Raw genomic sequence first — 17,162 nt, 5'->3', positions numbered from 1 at the left:
GGTTTCATCCTTCAAAACTTACAAGTTTGACCAGGGTGTGTTTAATTAATTTATCTACCGTTTGCTTTGGATTTTTGCTAAACTCTCCGGTTGCCCTATTTGCCAAAATAGCATTCATAGAAATAGCTCTATGTCCCAGCAGCTTTGCCATGGCATAAATTCCGGCAGTTTCCATTTCAAGGTTGGTTACTTTTAATTCATTATTGTATCTAAAAGATTCAAGTTTTTTATTCATCTTGTTATCTTGTAGAGGTAGTCTTAATATTCTTCCTTGTGGGCCATAAAACCCGACATTGGTGATCGTATTTCCCTTTATCGTAATTTCAGATTGAAGATGACTTGCAAGATCTTCATCGCAAGCGATACAATAAGGATTAGACTTATTGCGATCCCAATTAAGATGCTGCATTAGTGCTTGAGACAAATCATGTAATTGAATATCTTCATTTTTATAAAAATGGAGAAGACTATCGAAGCCAATCCCAATTTCAGAAATAACAAAGCTATCTATTGGAATATCTTCTTGTATTGCTCCGGAAGTTCCAACCCTTACTATAGTTAATGAAGTATGCTCCTTTTTAATATCTCTGTTTTCAAAATCAATATTTACCAAAGCATCTAATTCATTAAACACAATATCTATATTATCTGTACCAATCCCAGTTGAAATCACCGTCATCCTTTTGCCTTGATAATACCCTGTTTGTGTGTGAAACTCTCTTTTTCTAACCTTATGTTCAATACGGTCGAAATATTGAGTTACTTGCTCAACTCTGTCAGGATCTCCAACGGTGATAATCGTATTCGCAAGATGCTCAGGTTTGAGATTGAGATGATATATGCTACCATCCTCATTAAGGATAAGTTCAGATTCGGCTATTGCCATATTATAATTTTAATAAAGTGTGTGTTTCATCATTATAGAGGTAGTCATATTTTTTAACACCTCCGTAATACCAATCTAATATTTGAGTATTGTAAAAGTTTTTTTTCTGCTGTAGTGCGAGTTTTCCTCTTTCAGATAATTGCAATCTATCTTTTGTTTGATCCAGAAATTGAAAAAGCCTTGCGATTACTCGTTTCATTTGCATGTCTCCATATCCATAGTAACCTTGATATTCTAGAGTATACCCCATGAGTTGTCTTACGTTTTTAATTTCGTAATTGTCAATCATTTCAAGGATATTATGTTCCAAAACATTAAGTCCGGTTAGCATTTTAGGAAAACGTTGTAAATGAGCTCTCAAACAAATCGAAAGATATTCGAAAGCTGAGTTCTTTTTTATTTGCCCTGCTATTTTTTTAGGATTCGACTCACAATATAAAGTCCAAACATGAGAGGCAAGCTCAAGGTCATCTGTAGAGAGTGTTACTTTATTATTGAAGTGCTTTTTAAGTTGATTGTCTGATAACTCACATAGACCCATCAATTTTTTTGTATTTTCCACTCTTCCGCTGCAAACTAGATATATTGGGATATCTTTGACTTGCTTTCGTAATAATAGGCTTATTGCCGCAATCATATTAATATGGCAGAATAGGTCATATTCAAACCATAATATGATTTCGTCATACTCATTAAGGCGGTCTAATTTGGCAAGTTGCGAAACAAATTTTTCTTCATAATCGGAAGGATCAATACGATAGTATTTTTTTAGAAATAGTTTTCGTTTTTGGATAGAACTGTCTTCTTCTAATTTAACTTCAGTAGGCCCTTCACATAGCATTTCTCTCCAGGTAAAGAATTCACCACTAACCAGATTTAATTCCTTTAGTCTATTGGTTAAACTATCTCCATTTGTAATATGTAAAGTATTTGTCCCCAAAATGTAATAAATAATTTAACCGCCTACTCGTTTCACCTTAAAACCTTTTTCCTGTAGAATTTTCATGATTTGATCACGATAGTCACCTTGAATAATAATACTGTCGTTTTTAAAAGACCCTCCAACACTCAAACGTGTTTTTAGTTCCTTTGCCAGTTTTTTAAAATCTTCATCTGCCCCGGTATACCCTTCTAATATGGTAATAGGTTTTCCCTTCCGCTTTTCATATTTACAGAGTATAGGGGTGTCTTGCATCCATAATTGATCTTCAGTATTCTCGTTGGTTTTTTCTTCTTCTTTAAACTGATGATCAGGAAATAGATTTTTTAATTGATCTTGTAAATCCATGTGATCTCATTATTTTTTTATCAAACCGATTTCTACTAATCTTTGGTGCAAGAACTCTCCAGCAGTAATATCATCATAATGTTTCGGATTTTCGTCAGTTATGCATTCCTTTAAGCAATTTAATTTCATATCGCTTCTTGGATGCATGAAAAATGGTATTGAATACCTTGGTTTACCCCATTGTTCTTTAGGCGGATTAACAACACGGTGAATGGTAGAGCGAAGTTTATTATTTGTATGCCTTTCGAGCATATCTCCTACATTGATTACCAATTCATCTTCTTGAGGAATAGCATCAATCCACTCTCCATCTTTTCTTTGTACTTGCAATCCACCGGTAGAAGCTCCCATCAATAGTGTTATTAGATTGATGTCTCCATGTGCTCCCGCTCTAACAGCTCCTTTTGGCTCTTCGGTAATAGGTGGATAGTGAATAGGTCTTAAAATACTATTACCGTTACTAGCCCAATGATCAAAATAATGCTCTTCAAGACCTATGTATAAAGCTAGCGCTCTTAGTACATAAATCCCTGTTTTTTCTAACATTCTGTAAGCCTGCATTCCTGTTTGGTTAAAATGATCAAGCTCTTCTACATCTACATTGGGAGGATATTCTTCAGTTAAATTAGCATCTTTTTCTGGTTCTTGACCAAAGTGCCAAAATTCTTTAAGGTCTCCTTCCTTTTTACCTTTGGCATGTTCTTTACCGAATGACGTGTACCCCCTTTGGCCACCTAGTCCTTCTATTTCATATTTTTCTTTAGTCGCTACAGGAAGAGCAAAAAATGCTTTAACTTCCTTGTATAAATCTTCCACAAGTTCGTCATTTAGGAAATGGTTTTTTAAGGAAACAAAACCTATTTCTTCATACGCTCTTCCTATTTCATTAACAAATTTTTGCTTTCTTGATGGGTCGTCGGCTATAAAATCGGCCAAATCGACGCTGGGTATATTATTCATTGTTGTCTTTTCTTAAAATTGAAAAAATAAAATTAGGTGTATTTTGCTTAAAAACCGCAATTAGTATTCAAAAAAAATCAAAAGATAGTTTAAATATCAAATTGACTTCATATTTATAATTAATATTGATTTTAAAGTAAATTTAATTAATTCATAGATTTATATGAGTTAAATTAACAACTACTTAATAATATTGCGCCTTCGATGAGAATTCTGAGGTAAAATTGGTTACATTTACTTAACTAATTTGCTTTTATGGACTCTATTTCAAAAGAAAAATCTCAGCTTCAATTTGATAGAAAAACATTTGATAATGACCTTTTGTTAAGTCTCTATCTTAAAATGTTGAAGCCTAGGCTTATTGAAGAAAAGATGTTAATTCTACTAAGACAAGGAAAAATATCAAAATGGTTTAGTGGTATAGGTCAGGAAGCTATTGCGACAGGGGTGACAGCGGCTTTAGAACAAGACGAATATATACTTCCAATGCATCGTAATTTAGGGGTCTTTACAGGTAGAGATATACCTTTGTATAGATTATTTGCCCAATGGCAAGGTAAATCTAGTGGGTTTACTAAAGGTAGAGATCGTTCCTTTCATTTTGGTTCGCAAGAATATAAGATTATTGGGATGATATCTCATCTGGGACCCCAGATGGGAGTCGCCTGCGGAATAGCGTTGGGTAATCTTCTGAAAAATAATAACAAAGTTACTGCTGTTTTTACAGGAGAAGGAGGTACCAGTGAAGGAGATTTTCATGAGGCGTTGAATGTTGCCTCGGTTTGGAACTTACCCGTTTTGTTTTGCATAGAGAATAATGGATATGGATTGTCTACACCGACCAGTGAACAGTATAACTGTGATCATTTGGCCGAACGAGGAAAAGGTTATGGATTAGAATCCTATATACTTGATGGAAATAATATTTTAGAAGTTTATGGTAAAGTAAATGAACTGGCCAAAAGCATAAGAGAGAACCCAAGACCAATCCTTTTAGAATTTAAGACATTTAGGATGAGAGGACATGAAGAGGCTAGTGGTACCAAGTATGTGCCCGACGAGTTGATGGAACATTGGAAGCTGAAAGATCCAATAGAAAATTATAAGAGATATTTATTTGATCATGGAGTGTTTTCCCAAATAGAAGAGCAACAGCATAAGTCTATCATTAAAAATGAAATAGATGATCATTGGGAACGGGCAAATGAAGAGGCTTTGGTGACTGTGGAACTTAATCAAGAAATCGATGATGTTTATGCAAAATATCATTTTCAAAAAACAGATGAAATTAAGGAAAGTAATGAGATTAGGCTGATTGATGCTATTTCTGATGGTCTGCAGGAAGCGATGAAGCGATATGACGAATTGGTAATAATGGGGCAAGATATTGCGGAATATGGAGGTGTTTTTAAGATTACAGAGGGATTTGTAGAAGCTTTTGGGAAACAAAGAGTGCGAAACACTCCCATTTGTGAGTCTGTGATCGTGTCTACAGGATATGGTCTTTCTATTAATAACCATAAGGCCGTGGTTGAAATGCAATTTGCAGATTTTGTCTCTTCTGGGTTTAATCCAATAGTAAATTTATTGGCAAAGTCTCACTACCGTTGGGGGCAATCTTCAGATGTCGTTATTCGAATGCCTTGTGGAGCGGGAGTTGGAGCGGGTCCTTTTCATAGTCAAACGAATGAAGCATGGTTTACCAAAGTGCCTGGTTTAAAGGTTGTATATCCAGCATTCCCTTATGATGCAAAGGGGCTATTGATAACAGCAATAGAAGATAATAATCCTGTATTGTTTTTTGAGCATAAAGCTTTATACAGAAGTATTCGACAAGAAGTTCCTTCAGGGTATTACAATCTTCCTTTTGGTAAAGCCGCTTTATTGAAAGAAGGAAAAGATGTTACTATTATTAGTTATGGAGCAGGTATACATTGGGCGCTAGATGTATTAAAGACCAATAAAGAAGTCTCTGCAGATGTGATAGATTTAAGAACTTTACAACCTTTAGATGCTGAAACTATTTATTCTTCAGTTAAAAAAACAGGGAAAGCAATCATACTTCAAGAAGATACGTTATTTGGAGGAATAGCATCTGAAATTTCTTCTGGAATTATGGAGAATTGCTTCGAGTACTTAGATGCACCTGTAAAAAGAGTAGCAAGTATTGAAACACCGATTCCTTTTGATACTAATTTAGAAAATCAATATTTGTCTAAAAATAGATTCGAACAAGAATTGTTAGATTTATTAGCTTACTAATTCTTATTGTATATTAAGAAAACGTTATAGTTAATAAAAAAAGATGCAATATTTATATTGTTGATTTTCAGTTGTTTGGATTTGTTTTTTGGATCAACTGCATCTTTTTAACGATGTTTGTAATGAACGAATTCTAATTAGGGGTAAAATCCCCTTTAAGTTATGTTGTGAGTTCTATTAGTAAATGTTAATTTCGCGCTGTCTATAGAAAATGTAGGCTTTGGGACTAAAAAACAGGGGGTTAAAACATTATCATGAACACTAAACAGATAGAACAGTTACGTTCTTCAAGAATTCTTGTAACAGGTGCAGCAGGTTTTATAGGGTCTAATCTTTGTGAAGCACTTTTGCAATATGGGAGCGAAGTAGTAGGATTAGACAATTTTGCTACGGGACATAAAAAGAATCTTTCTTCTTTATTAGATAACAACAATTTTACTTTTATAGAAGGCGATATTAGAAATTTAAGCGATTGTCATACGGCGTGTGAAAATGTTGATTTTGTATTACATCAAGCAGCTTTAGGTTCTGTGCCAAGATCATTAAACGATCCAATAACCAGTAATGATGTAAATGTTGGAGGTTTTTTAAATATGCTCGTAGCAGCAAGAGATGCCGGGGTAAAACGATTTGTATATGCCGCAAGCTCTTCGACATATGGAGATTCTAAAGCGCTTCCTAAAATAGAAGAAAATATAGGGAAACCTTTATCACCATATGCTATTACCAAATATGTGAATGAGTTATATGCCGATAACTTTAAAAAATCATATGATCTAGATACCGTTGGATTACGTTATTTTAATGTATTTGGTAGAAAGCAAGACCCTAATGGTGCTTACGCTGCTGTGATTCCAAAATTTGTAATGCAATTTATGAAGCACGAATCTCCGGTTGTTAATGGAGATGGATCTTTTTCTAGAGATTTTACATATATAGACAATGTCATTCAAATGAATCTTTGTGCGATTACTTCTGAAAACGAAGCAGCATTAAATAATGTTTATAATACTGCTTTCGGGGAAAGAACGACCTTGAATGAACTCACAACCTTGTTAAAAGAATATTTATCCGAATTTGATAGCGAAATAGCAAATGTTGAAGTGAAATTTGGACCAGAACGTAAAGGTGATGTTCCTCATTCCTTAGCATCAATAGATAAAGCCAAGACACTTTTAAATTATGACCCGAAGTTCGATATGAAGTCAGGACTCAAGGAAGCGGTTAAGTGGTATTGGGAAAATCTGAAATAATTTTCTAGATTACACAGATATAATCAAAATTACAACAATGCAAGATATTAAAATAGCTGTTATAGGATTAGGATATGTCGGACTTCCGCTAGCGAGATTGTTTGCTACAAAGTTTCCTGTGGTTGGTTTCGATATTAATGAAAAGAGAATTACAGAATTACGTTCAGGAACCGACAGTACATTAGAAGTTGAAGACGATTTGTTACAATCTGTACTTAAAGATAAAGTTGATTTAAGTGAAAATGGGTTATTTTGTTCAAATCAGATAGATGATATTAAAGACTGTAATTACTATATTATTACGGTGCCTACACCAGTAGATAAAAACAATAGACCAGATTTAACTCCACTTTACAAGTCTAGTGAAACTGTAGGTAAAGTTTTGAAAAAAGATGATATCGTAATATATGAATCGACAGTATACCCTGGAGTGACTGAGGAAGAATGTATTCCGGTTTTAGAAAAGATTAGTGGATTAAAGTTCAATACTGATTTTTACGCAGGATATTCGCCAGAAAGAATTAACCCTGGAGATAAAAAACATACTGTAGAAAAGATATTAAAGGTTACCGCAGGATCTACTCCCGAAATAGGTAAAAAAGTAGATGGTCTATATGCATCTGTAATCGCTGCCGGTACACATTTAGCTCCAACGATAAAAGTGGCCGAAGCTGCAAAGGTAATTGAGAACTCACAACGAGATATCAATATTGCCTTTGTAAATGAACTTGCAAAAATATTCAACTTAATGGATATTGATACACATGACGTGTTAGCTGCAGCAGGTACAAAATGGAATTTCTTACCTTTCAAACCTGGGTTAGTAGGTGGTCACTGCATAGGAGTCGATCCTTATTATTTGGCGCAACGGGCACAAGAATTTGGTTACCATCCAGAAATTATTCTTGCCGGAAGAAGATTAAATGATAGTATGGGACAGTATGTTGCATCTGAAGTAATAAAGTTGATGGTGCAGCATGATGTTCATATAAAAGGAGCAAGTGTTTTGGTACTAGGAGTTACCTTCAAAGAAAACTGCCCAGATGTTCGTAATACCAGAGCTGTAGACGTGATCGAACATTTAAAAGATTTTGGAACAGATGTTACTATTTATGATCCTTGGGCAAGTCCTAAAGAGGTAAAACATGAATATAACCTGGAGACCACCAACGAATTACCTAGTGAGCAATTTGATGCTGTAGTTCTAACCGTAGCGCATAAGGAATTTTTGGATTTGGATATTCAAAATATACTAAAGCCAAACGGAGTTTTATATGATGTAAAGGGTATCTTAAAAGAAAAGGTACACGGTAGATTATAGTTGTCTGAAATAGCGTAACAACCTAACCACAAATTATATTGCTTTGAGCCAACTAAAAAAAGGAGCATTATTAACCTATCTTAAAATCTTTTTAACAAATGTTATTGGGATTGTAATTACCCCTTTGATAGTAAGTTATTTGGGGAAAGATGAGTATGGTATTTTTAATGCGATTGGAGCATTGATAGGTACCATAGCGCTTCTTGATTTTGGCTTAACCAATACAGTTGTACGATTTGTAGCAAAATATAGAGCCGAAAAAGATAGAAAAGGAGAAGAAAATTTTTTGGCTACAGTTGGTCTTATTTATTTGGTTATCTCGTTTTTGGTAATTGTACTAGGTGTTATTTTCTATTTCTTTATCGATTCTTATTTTACAAAATTCAATGCAGAAGAATTGAGAATTGCTAAGCTCATGTTTGTCATTCTCATTATAAATCTCGCAGTGCAGCTTCCAGGAATGATTTTTACTGGTATATGCAGAGGGTATGAAGCTTTTGTCTTTCCAGAATCGGTAGGGGTTATTAGGTATTTATTGAGGTCAATAACAGTGGTTGCTGTCCTGTTTTTAGGAGGACGGGCAATTTCATTAGTAATTGTAGATACCGTCTTTAACATGCTCACAATTTCTGTAACAGCATATTATGTCTTGAAAAAACTCAAGGTTAAATTCAAACTTCATGAATTATCAAAAAAATATATTAGACAAATTCTAAACTACTCTAGCTGGATTTTTGTGTTTTCAATAGTAGGAATGCTACAATGGAAATCTGGAAGTTGGGTTCTAGGAGCAACAAGTGTTGCAAAGGTTTTAGGGATTTATGGTTTAGGAATCGCCCTGGGTACGTATTATGGAGCTTTTTCAACCGCTATTTCAAGTGTGTTTTTACCTAGAGCTACGCAAATGTCTGTAGGAAATGCAACGGGAGAAGAGCTTACCAATATGATGATTAGATTAGGTAGACTATCATTTATGATTTTAATGTATGTCTTAGGAGCTTTTGTATTATATGGAGAACAATTTATTAATCTTTGGGTAGGAGGTGTAGCCGAAAATGACGGGAAATATACATCAAGTGAATGTAGAGAGATCTATATTATTGCCTTAATGATTATGGTTGCATATACATTACCTTTATTACAAGCTTTTGGAAACTCTATCTTGGAAGCAAAAAACAAACTGTCTTTTAAAGCAGTTCTATATCTTGTTTTTATGATTTTAGGAGCTGCATTGGGGGGATATTTGTCTTTGAACCATGGAGCGGTAGGAATGATCTCAGGACTTGTAGCTGGTTGGTTGATAGTTCAAAACGTAATGAATTTTTATTATCACAATACCATTGGCTTAAATATTCCAAGATTTTTTAAAGAGTTGTTGCATAAAACGTTATTAGTCCTCCTTGGAGTAATGGCTATAGGATATTTTATAAATTATATTCCTGGTAGTGGATGGTTCAATTTTATTGCAAAAGGTATTGCATATACCGGAGTGTTTGCAGTATCAATGTATACTCTGGGGACGTTAGAGTATGAAAAACAATTACTTACAAAACCTTTGGCTTCTGTATTAAAGCGAAAATAAAGAAAAATAAATGGTAAAACTTCAAAACATATCGTATTCAGAAGAAGGGAAAAAAATCAACTATGCGTATGACATTGATCCGCAAACGCAGAAATTCTTTGATAAAGATCAACCGTTTTATTCAAAATATGATATCGATGTAAGTGCTGTTCCTGAGAGCATAGCAGTAATTCCTTTTTTATCGAATGTGATGCCTATAGCGTGGTTTGCAGGCTTTACGGTTGAGGTAAATGAAATTGATGAAGATTTTTACAACGCTTTACAAGCTATTAAAACGATCTTTCAAGATCGAGATACTTCTTATGAATTAAAAGGAGACCTTAAAGCTAATAAGTTGGTAAAGAATGAAACTCCAGGAGATAAAACTTCAATGCTTTTTAGTGGAGGAGTAGATGCATATGCTACATATATTAGAGTTTATGAAAAAGTACCAGATCTTGTAACCATTCTTGGGGCAGATATCGAGATCGAAGATCAGAAGCAGTGGACAGAGTTTACCAATTTTTTGGAGAATGAACAATTACTTCAAAAAAACCGTAAAGACTATATAGAAACCAATTTGAGAACTTTTTACACCTATCAGGTAGAGTTACTACTCAAAGACCTTGGGTGGTGGGGGAAAGTACAACACGGCCTTGCCCTTATAGGTGCCTTGGCACCACTATCATTTGTGAATGGTTACAAAGAAATTTATATAGCTTCGTCTTATACCGATCACATTGATATCGATTGGGGATCTACTCCTGAAATGGATGAAAAAATTAGCTGGGCCGGGGTTTCAGTTTTTCACGATGGTTATGAAATGAAGAGACAGGATAAAGTGGATTTAATTACCCAGTTTGCTGCTCATACCGATACTAAATTCAAATTAAGAGTTTGTTATTCAGAATTAAGAACAGAATTTAATTGTAGTAATTGTGAAAAATGCTTCAGAACCATATTAGGGATTATTCTAAATGGCAAGAATCCTAATCATTATGGTTTTAAGGTTGATGAAGGAGTTTATGACAAAATTTATGCAGTTCTTAATCTAGGTGGAGCTAGTAAAGGAGTTCAATATTTCTGGTGGGAGCTCATGGAGAAAGCTAAAAAAGTAGACAACTTTTTTGTGTTTAATAATAAAGAAGCAGAAACAAAACAAATCGATAGAATACGAAAAGGTGAAATTCATGATCGATTACAACAGAAAATAAATAATCCGAATAAAGGGAAACATCGAATTCGGTTTATTATAAGAAATAAGTTTCCTTGGTTACGGGATTTATATAGAAAGATAAGATATAATAACTAAAGAGTAGGAAGTAGATTATTTAGTGCCATAAACCTTACAAAATAAAGTATAGAAATGAAATACGGGCTTTTAACTTACGATGAGAATAAGCGTTTTTTTAACGTTGGAGATAATATTCAGAGTTTAGCGGCTAAACAGTTTTTACCAAAGGTAGACACCTTTTTGAATAGAGAACGATTGGGAGAATACAATGGTGAACAAGTACAGCTCATCATGAATGGATGGTTTACTCATAATATCCATAACTGGGTGCCTTCAGAAAATATAGACCCCATTTTTGTGTCTTTTCACATGAATAATACTGCTGCTCCTTATATGTTAAGTGAAAAAGGTATAGCATATTTAAAGAAACATGCACCAATCGGGTGTAGAGATCAATTTACTGCAGACACTTTAAATGCCAAAGGGATTGATGCTTTTTTTACAGGATGTTTAACATTAACCTTAGATTCGTATAAAGTCGATGATGCTGAAAGAGGAGACGATATCTACATTGTAGACCCTTTATATAGCTATCCCAGACCAGAGAAGGTGTTTTATAATACCAAAATTACGATTAAGAATATCTTAAACGGTACAGCTTTTCAATTGGGCAAAAAAAACAAACATCTTAAGAACTTTATTAGTGAAGAAGTACTGAGTTCTGCAGAATTTATTAATCAGGAACCTCCTTCAAATCAATATACAGATGAAGAAAAGTTTGATATGGCAGAGAAACTTTTACATAAATATGCAAGAGCAAAACTGGTTATAACATCTAGAATTCACTGTGCATTACCTTGTTTAGCATTAGGAACACCCGTGATATTTGTGAATGGGTTCGATAGTTTTGTAGATTCTTGTCGTTTTGATGGAATTCTTGAACTTTTTAATAGAATTGATGTTAATAGTAAGACAGGTGATTTCACTGCCAATTTTCCTTTAGAAGGAAAAATTCAAAAAGATACTATGGTAAAAAACCTGGAAAAGCACCATGATTTGGCGAATGCACTTAAGGAAAAAGTAAAAAGTCAGTTAAAAGGGTAATTCTAAAACATGAAACTGGTCTATATTGTAAATAGGATAGATGGCCCTGGAGGTCTTGAAAGAGTCTTGTCTATTAAAGCTAGTCGTTTGGCAGATCATTATAATTATGATGTACATGTGATTACTTTAAATCAGACCGAAGGTGAACTCTTTTATGAGTTTAGTCCAAAATTACAATACCATAATATCAACGTATCTGGTAATCCGATATCTTATATTTACAGATATAGTTCTCAATTAAAACAGAAGATAAAAGAAATAAAGCCAGACGTTATTGCAGTTTGCGATGATGGTTTGAAAGGTTTATTACTCCCTTTTTTCATTGGCAAACCCTGCCCAATCATTTATGAACGCCATGTTTCTAAGAATGTTGAATTACAGCAGGAGAAAAGATCTCTAAAGAGTAGGTTGGTGACCAAAGTGAAATTCAAAATAATGAATTATGGAGGAGGTTTGTACGACAGATTTGTTGTATTAACAGAAGGGAATAAAAATGAATGGGATTTGAAAAACCTCATGGTCATTCCAAATCCATTATCTTTTTATCCTGACCAGCGCAGTACTTTACAAAACAAAAGAGTTTTGGCGGTGGGTAAGCATTGTTTTCAAAAAGGATTTGATAGACTGCTTCAAAGTTGGAAATCTATACATGAAAATCATCCTAATTGGAGATTAGATATCTACGGAACCATAGAGCCCAAAGAGAAATTGGCCGATTTAGCCGAGGAATTAGGAATTTCGGAATCAGTACATTTTTTTCCGCCAGTAAAAAATATAGCTGAGAAATATAAAGAATCTTCAATCTATGCTATGTCTTCTAGATACGAAGGTTTTGGTATGGTACTTACTGAAGCCATGGCATATGGAGTGCCTTGCGTTTCTTTTGATTGCCCTTATGGCCCTTCTGATATTATTACCCATAATAAAAATGGATTATTGGTAGAAAACCATGATATAGTATCTTTTGCAAAAGCAATATCTAAGCTTATTGCCGATAATGAAATGCGATCATCTATGGGAGAGGATGCTAAAGAAGCTGTGAAGCGATACTTACCAGAAAAAATTGCTTCAGAATGGAATGATTTGTTTACTAGTTTAACCAAATCGAAAGTAGGATGAGAATTGTTTTTATAATTGATCAAGTGTATCTTCATGGTGGAATAGAAAGAGTGCTGTCTATTAAAGCCAACTACTTTGCATCTCAAAAAGGTTATGAAGTTTTTATTCTCACCACCGAACAAAAAAACAAAGAGGCTTGCTATCATTTCGATCAAAATATAGTTTTTGAAGATCTTGATGTGAACTACAATAGGAGTAAAGCATATTTTCATCCCGTAAACCTATTAAAGCTACCAAGACATATTTCAAAAACTAAAAAGGCAATTAGAAAGATCAAACCCGATGTAGTGGTGGTATGTAGTCATAGTACAGATACCTATTTTGTTCCTTTTATTAATAAGAAAATACCGAAGGTTAAAGAATTTCATTATTCAAAATTTATTGAAGAGTATAAAAGAAAGAACCCAGGTAATCTATTTAAAAAGTTGTTTTTGAGGTTTGCAGATTATGTAGAAACAAAATATGATACTCTGGTAATTTTAAACAAAGATGAAGATGCCTATTATGAAAGTGATAATACAACTGTAATACCTAATCCACTTACGTTTTACCCAGATAATGTTTCTATACTCGAAAGTAAAAAAGTAATCTCAGCAGGTAGAATTGCACAAGTCAAGGGCTATGATTTGCTAGTTGATATTTGGGCGAAGCTGATGGAGAAAAATGATTCTTGGACTTTACATATTTATGGAAAAGGACTTCCTGAATATGAGAAACAGTTACAGAAGCAGATAAATGACGAAGGATTACAAAATAGTGTTTTCTTAGAAGGATCTACAGATGATATACAGGGAAAAATGAACTCTTCATCAATTTTTGCAATGACATCGCACAACGAGTGTTTTCCATTGGTATTACTCGAAGCTCAAGCTTGTGGTTTGCCAATAGTAGCGTTTGATTGTCCTCACGGACCAAGAAATATAATAGATTCGAGTAACGGAATTTTGGTACCACACTATGATAATGACGCTTTTGCAGAGCAATTGTCAGAGTTAATGGAAGACGATGACAGATTACAGCAAATGGGAGAGAATGCAAGGAAGAATGCAACAAAATATAGATTAGAACTTGTCATGAATCAATGGGAACAAATGTTTAAAAGTCTAATAAATTAAAACACACATAATGGGGAGACTTATAACTAACTATACTACTAGTAGTATTTTGAAAATTCATAAATAATAGGGGGTAAATTATGATTTTTAACTCGGTTATATTTTTGGTTTTCTTGCCAATTGCTTTTGCGATCTATTGGCTTATAGCAAAGAAATCTTTAAAAATTCAAAATACTTATCTTCTAGCAATAAGTTACTTTTTTTATGGTTGTTGGGATTGGCGTTTTCTGTTTTTGATCGCAACAAGTTCTCTTATAGATTTTTGGGTAGCACAACAAATTAAATCTTCAGAAAGTAAGAAAAGAAAAAAGTGGTTTGTTGGGCTAAGTCTCGCAATGAATTTGGGGCTTTTAGGCTTCTTTAAATATTTCAATTTCTTTGCAGATTCTTTGGTAGATCTTTTTAATGTAGTTGGTTTTCATGCAGACTACGTTACACTTAACATCATTTTACCCGTAGGGATTAGTTTCTATACATTTCAAACATTAAGTTATACTATAGACGTATATAGAGAAAAAATTGAACCTTCAAATTCGGTTATTCAGTTTTTTGCTTATGTAAGTTTCTTTCCCCAATTAGTGGCGGGGCCTATAGAACGTGCTACCAATTTATTACCTCAGTTTCAGAAGAAAAGAACATTCGATTATGATAAGGCTGCAGATGGGATGCGTCAAATGCTATGGGGATTCTTCAAAAAGGTAGTGGTTGCAGATAATTGTGCTGTATTTGTTGATAAGGCTTTTACAGATCCTTCTTTGAGCTCTTCGGGAGAACTTTTTGTAGCCATGATTTTCTTCGCGTTTCAATTATATGGTGATTTTGCAGGATATTCAGACATCGCTATTGGTAGTGCAAGACTTTTTGGTTTTGATCTAAAACAAAACTTTGCTTTTCCATATTTTGCTAGAGATATTGCAGAATTTTATAGGAGATGGCACATGTCATTGACAAATTGGTTTAAAGATTATGTCTATTTCCCGCTAGGAGGAAGTAGGGTGGGGTTAAACATGAAGATTAGAAATGTATTTATTATATATCTCATTAGTGGGTTTTGGCATGGAGCCAATTGGACCTTCATTTTTTGGGGATTCCTGAATGCACTGTATTATGTGCCTTTAATGTTGTTTAAAAGAAACCGAAAAAACCTTGAAATTGTTGCAGCCAATGGATTTTTACCCTCTTTTAGGGAAGGATACGCAATATTAGAAACATTTATAGTAACATGTTTTATTAGGGTGTTTTTTAGGGCCAATACTATAGAAGACGCCTTTTTATATATTAAAAGGATTTTTAGTTTTCAAGGCAATACCCTTGGGAATCTTGACAAAGTCTCCATAGCTGTTATATTGGTGTTACTGGTTGTAGAATGGATAAATAGAACTAAGCAGCATGGTTTGGCAATAGAAGATAGACCAACCTATGTAAGATGGGGAGCATATGTATCGATTTTTGTAATGATTCTGTTCTTCGGAAGGGCATCAGATTCATTTATTTACTTTCAATTTTAAGAAGGATGATAAAGTATTTAAAGAAAACCGCACTATTTTTAATTATTTGCTTTACCGTAATTACATGTATTATGGTAAAATTTGGAGGGAGTATAGACTATTTTTATGTGAAATTTACTACTCCAAAACCTAAATCGATGATTGTTGGTGATTCTAGAAGTATGCAAGGTATACAGCCTAGAGTAATGAATGCTAAGTTCAACGATTTAGGTATAGAATTACCTGTTTTTAATTATAGTTTTACTATTGCCCAAGCGCCAATTGGACCTTTATACAATAAGAGTATCATGAAAAAATTGGATACCTCTTCAGAAAATGGAGTTTTTGTAATCTCTATGACTCCGTGGATGCTAGCATCTGAAAAGGGAAATAACAATAAAAAAGGAGAGTTTAGAGAGGCCAAAGGGCCTCCTCATAATATGAATTTTGTTGACGTTAATCCAAATTATGAGTACCTATTCAAGAATTTGAACTATTTTCATTTTAAATCATTATTTAGACAAAGTTCAACAATGCACGAAGATGGTTGGTTAGAAGAGAATAATTTACCAGATAGTCCAGAGGTTTTTAAAAATTGGAAAAAAAATCAGGCAAAGCTTTTTGAAAAAATGATGCATGATTATACCATCTCCGATTTACGATTACAAAGCCTACACGATTTAATAAAAGATTTAAAGCAACATGGAGACGTTTTTTTGGTACGCATGCCTATAGATAAGGATTTTTTGGAGATGGAAAATACCTTCTATTCAGATTTTGATAAGGATATGAAAGAAGCTGCCGCAGCCAATGAAATACCATATTTAGATTTTAATACAGAGAAAAATTACAGAAATTTTAAAACCTACGATGGACATCATTTGGATAAAAAAGGAGGGTTAGATTTTACAAATAAACTTTGTGATTTAATCCTGGAGGATTATCCCAGATGATTTCGTAATTTGGAGCATATAATTGATGAGAGCAATAATCATAAATATCTATAAACTCTTTCTTTGGCCACACATTATCTTGTATTGGATAAGTAAAAACCAAAAAGAAACCGATAAAGACATTTTACGATGGGCAGAGGCAAGAGGTATGAAAGGAAGTAAAATTAGTTTGCTACTGAGTTTTTTGGCAGATTCATCAGACTTTAGGACTATTTTTTATTTTAGAAATAGAGGTGTGTTTGCTAGAATTTTAAACTTATATTGCAAGAGGGAAAAATACTTTCGAATAGATTTAACAACTAAGCTGGGAGGAGGCATTCTTACAGGGCATCCGTATAGTACCATCTTAAATGCAAATTCGATTGGAGAAAATTTTTATGTAAATCATCTAGTTACTGTAGGGGAAATTGATGGTAAACGACCTACTATAGGAAACAATGTCTCAATTTATACTGGGGCAATTATTATAGGAGATATTACTATTGGAGATAATGCAGTTGTTGGCGCAGGTTCTGTGGTGGTAAAAGATGTGCCCGAAAATTGTGTGGTCGTGGGAAACCCCGCAAGAATCGTTAAGAAAAATGGGCAAAAGGTTACGTAGTCATAACTATGACTATGA

General features: G+C 33.9%; 15 protein-coding genes. 11 read left to right on the top strand and 4 right to left on the bottom strand.

Going from position 1 to position 17,162, the window contains the following annotated elements:
- Positions 1-4: 4 nt before the first annotated feature.
- Genes M0D21_RS03410 through M0D21_RS03395 form a run of 4 tightly spaced genes read right to left on the bottom strand, consistent with a single transcriptional unit; the run spans position 5 to position 3,134 of the window.
- Positions 5-886, bottom strand: coding sequence for a nucleoside phosphorylase (locus M0D21_RS03410; RefSeq protein WP_248326929.1), 882 nt, complete (start codon positions 884-886; stop codon positions 5-7).
- Position 887: 1 nt separating this feature from the next.
- Entirely contained in the window at positions 888-1,826 is a 939-nt protein-coding gene (locus M0D21_RS03405; RefSeq protein WP_248326927.1) for a DUF1835 domain-containing protein, read from the bottom strand.
- Positions 1,827-1,841: 15 nt separating this feature from the next.
- Positions 1,842-2,174, bottom strand: coding sequence for a translation initiation factor (locus M0D21_RS03400; RefSeq protein ID WP_248326925.1), 333 nt, complete (start codon positions 2,172-2,174; stop codon positions 1,842-1,844).
- 9 nt (positions 2,175-2,183) lie between these two features.
- Positions 2,184-3,134, bottom strand: a complete 951-nt coding sequence (locus M0D21_RS03395; RefSeq protein WP_248326924.1) for an isopenicillin N synthase family dioxygenase — start codon at positions 3,132-3,134, stop codon at positions 2,184-2,186.
- A gap of 255 nt (positions 3,135-3,389) precedes the next feature.
- Here M0D21_RS03395 and M0D21_RS03390 point away from each other — a divergent pair, with 255 nt between their 5' ends.
- The 11 genes from M0D21_RS03390 to M0D21_RS23045 all read left to right on the top strand — a co-directional run bounded on the left by M0D21_RS03390 (position 3,390) and on the right by M0D21_RS23045 (position 17,144).
- Positions 3,390-5,396, top strand: a complete 2,007-nt coding sequence (locus M0D21_RS03390) for an alpha-ketoacid dehydrogenase subunit alpha/beta (RefSeq protein WP_248326922.1) — start codon at positions 3,390-3,392, stop codon at positions 5,394-5,396.
- Between the two features lie 254 nt (positions 5,397-5,650).
- Complete coding sequence (locus tag M0D21_RS03385; RefSeq protein WP_248326920.1) at positions 5,651-6,649, top strand: SDR family oxidoreductase; 999 nt, start codon at positions 5,651-5,653, stop codon at positions 6,647-6,649.
- Positions 6,650-6,686: 37 nt separating this feature from the next.
- On the top strand, positions 6,687-7,970 hold the full coding sequence (locus M0D21_RS03380) for a nucleotide sugar dehydrogenase (RefSeq protein WP_262922051.1): 1,284 nt from the start codon (positions 6,687-6,689) through the stop codon (positions 7,968-7,970).
- Between the two features lie 43 nt (positions 7,971-8,013).
- A complete protein-coding gene (locus M0D21_RS03375; protein ID WP_248326918.1) occupies positions 8,014-9,552 on the top strand; it encodes an oligosaccharide flippase family protein in 1,539 nt (512 codons plus the stop codon).
- Between the two features lie 10 nt (positions 9,553-9,562).
- Positions 9,563-10,843, top strand: a complete 1,281-nt coding sequence (locus M0D21_RS03370) for a hypothetical protein (RefSeq protein WP_248326915.1) — start codon at positions 9,563-9,565, stop codon at positions 10,841-10,843.
- A gap of 54 nt (positions 10,844-10,897) precedes the next feature.
- A complete protein-coding gene (locus M0D21_RS03365) occupies positions 10,898-11,869 on the top strand; it encodes a polysaccharide pyruvyl transferase family protein (protein ID WP_248326913.1) in 972 nt (323 codons plus the stop codon).
- A 9-nt stretch (positions 11,870-11,878) separates the two neighbouring features.
- Positions 11,879-12,988, top strand: a complete 1,110-nt coding sequence (locus tag M0D21_RS03360) for a glycosyltransferase family 4 protein (protein ID WP_248326911.1) — start codon at positions 11,879-11,881, stop codon at positions 12,986-12,988.
- Complete coding sequence (locus tag M0D21_RS03355) at positions 12,985-14,103, top strand: glycosyltransferase family 4 protein (RefSeq protein WP_248326909.1); 1,119 nt, start codon at positions 12,985-12,987, stop codon at positions 14,101-14,103. The genes M0D21_RS03360 and M0D21_RS03355 overlap by 4 nt, the downstream gene beginning before the upstream one ends.
- Positions 14,104-14,183: 80 nt before the next feature.
- Positions 14,184-15,611, top strand: a complete 1,428-nt coding sequence (locus tag M0D21_RS03350; RefSeq protein WP_248326907.1) for an MBOAT family O-acyltransferase — start codon at positions 14,184-14,186, stop codon at positions 15,609-15,611.
- A 5-nt stretch (positions 15,612-15,616) separates the two neighbouring features.
- Positions 15,617-16,543, top strand: coding sequence for an SGNH/GDSL hydrolase family protein (locus M0D21_RS03345; protein ID WP_248326905.1), 927 nt, complete (start codon positions 15,617-15,619; stop codon positions 16,541-16,543).
- A 25-nt stretch (positions 16,544-16,568) separates the two neighbouring features.
- Positions 16,569-17,144 (top strand): LbetaH domain-containing protein, encoded by a 576-nt coding sequence (locus M0D21_RS23045; RefSeq protein ID WP_317249608.1) that lies wholly within the window; start codon positions 16,569-16,571, stop codon positions 17,142-17,144.
- The last annotated feature ends 18 nt before the right edge of the window (positions 17,145-17,162 follow it).

This window comes from Aquimarina acroporae, assembly GCF_023195925.1.
GTDB lineage: Bacteria > Bacteroidota > Bacteroidia > Flavobacteriales > Flavobacteriaceae > Aquimarina > Aquimarina acroporae.
The sequence above is the reverse complement of the archived record's forward strand: the minus strand, read 5'-3'. Positions and strand labels throughout refer to the sequence as shown.

Excerpts from the sequence above, each read along its gene's own strand:
- M0D21_RS03380 (WP_262922051.1), top strand. The coding sequence starts at position 6,687 with ATGCAAGATATTAAAATAGCTGTTATAGGATTAGGATATGTCGGACTT.
- M0D21_RS03400 (WP_248326925.1), bottom strand. The coding sequence starts at position 2,174 with ATGGATTTACAAGATCAATTAAAAAATCTATTTCCTGATCATCAGTTT.
- M0D21_RS03350 (WP_248326907.1), top strand. The coding sequence starts at position 14,184 with ATGATTTTTAACTCGGTTATATTTTTGGTTTTCTTGCCAATTGCTTTT.
- M0D21_RS03345 (WP_248326905.1), top strand. The coding sequence starts at position 15,617 with ATGATAAAGTATTTAAAGAAAACCGCACTATTTTTAATTATTTGCTTT.
- M0D21_RS23045 (WP_317249608.1), top strand. The coding sequence starts at position 16,569 with ATGAGAGCAATAATCATAAATATCTATAAACTCTTTCTTTGGCCACAC.
- M0D21_RS03410 (WP_248326929.1), bottom strand. The coding sequence starts at position 886 with ATGGCAATAGCCGAATCTGAACTTATCCTTAATGAGGATGGTAGCATA.
- M0D21_RS03365 (WP_248326913.1), top strand. The coding sequence starts at position 10,898 with ATGAAATACGGGCTTTTAACTTACGATGAGAATAAGCGTTTTTTTAAC.
- M0D21_RS03395 (WP_248326924.1), bottom strand. The coding sequence starts at position 3,134 with ATGAATAATATACCCAGCGTCGATTTGGCCGATTTTATAGCCGACGAC.
- M0D21_RS03385 (WP_248326920.1), top strand. The coding sequence starts at position 5,651 with ATGAACACTAAACAGATAGAACAGTTACGTTCTTCAAGAATTCTTGTA.
- M0D21_RS03390 (WP_248326922.1), top strand. The coding sequence starts at position 3,390 with ATGGACTCTATTTCAAAAGAAAAATCTCAGCTTCAATTTGATAGAAAA.
- M0D21_RS03370 (WP_248326915.1), top strand. The coding sequence starts at position 9,563 with ATGGTAAAACTTCAAAACATATCGTATTCAGAAGAAGGGAAAAAAATC.
- M0D21_RS03355 (WP_248326909.1), top strand. The coding sequence starts at position 12,985 with ATGAGAATTGTTTTTATAATTGATCAAGTGTATCTTCATGGTGGAATA.
- M0D21_RS03360 (WP_248326911.1), top strand. The coding sequence starts at position 11,879 with ATGAAACTGGTCTATATTGTAAATAGGATAGATGGCCCTGGAGGTCTT.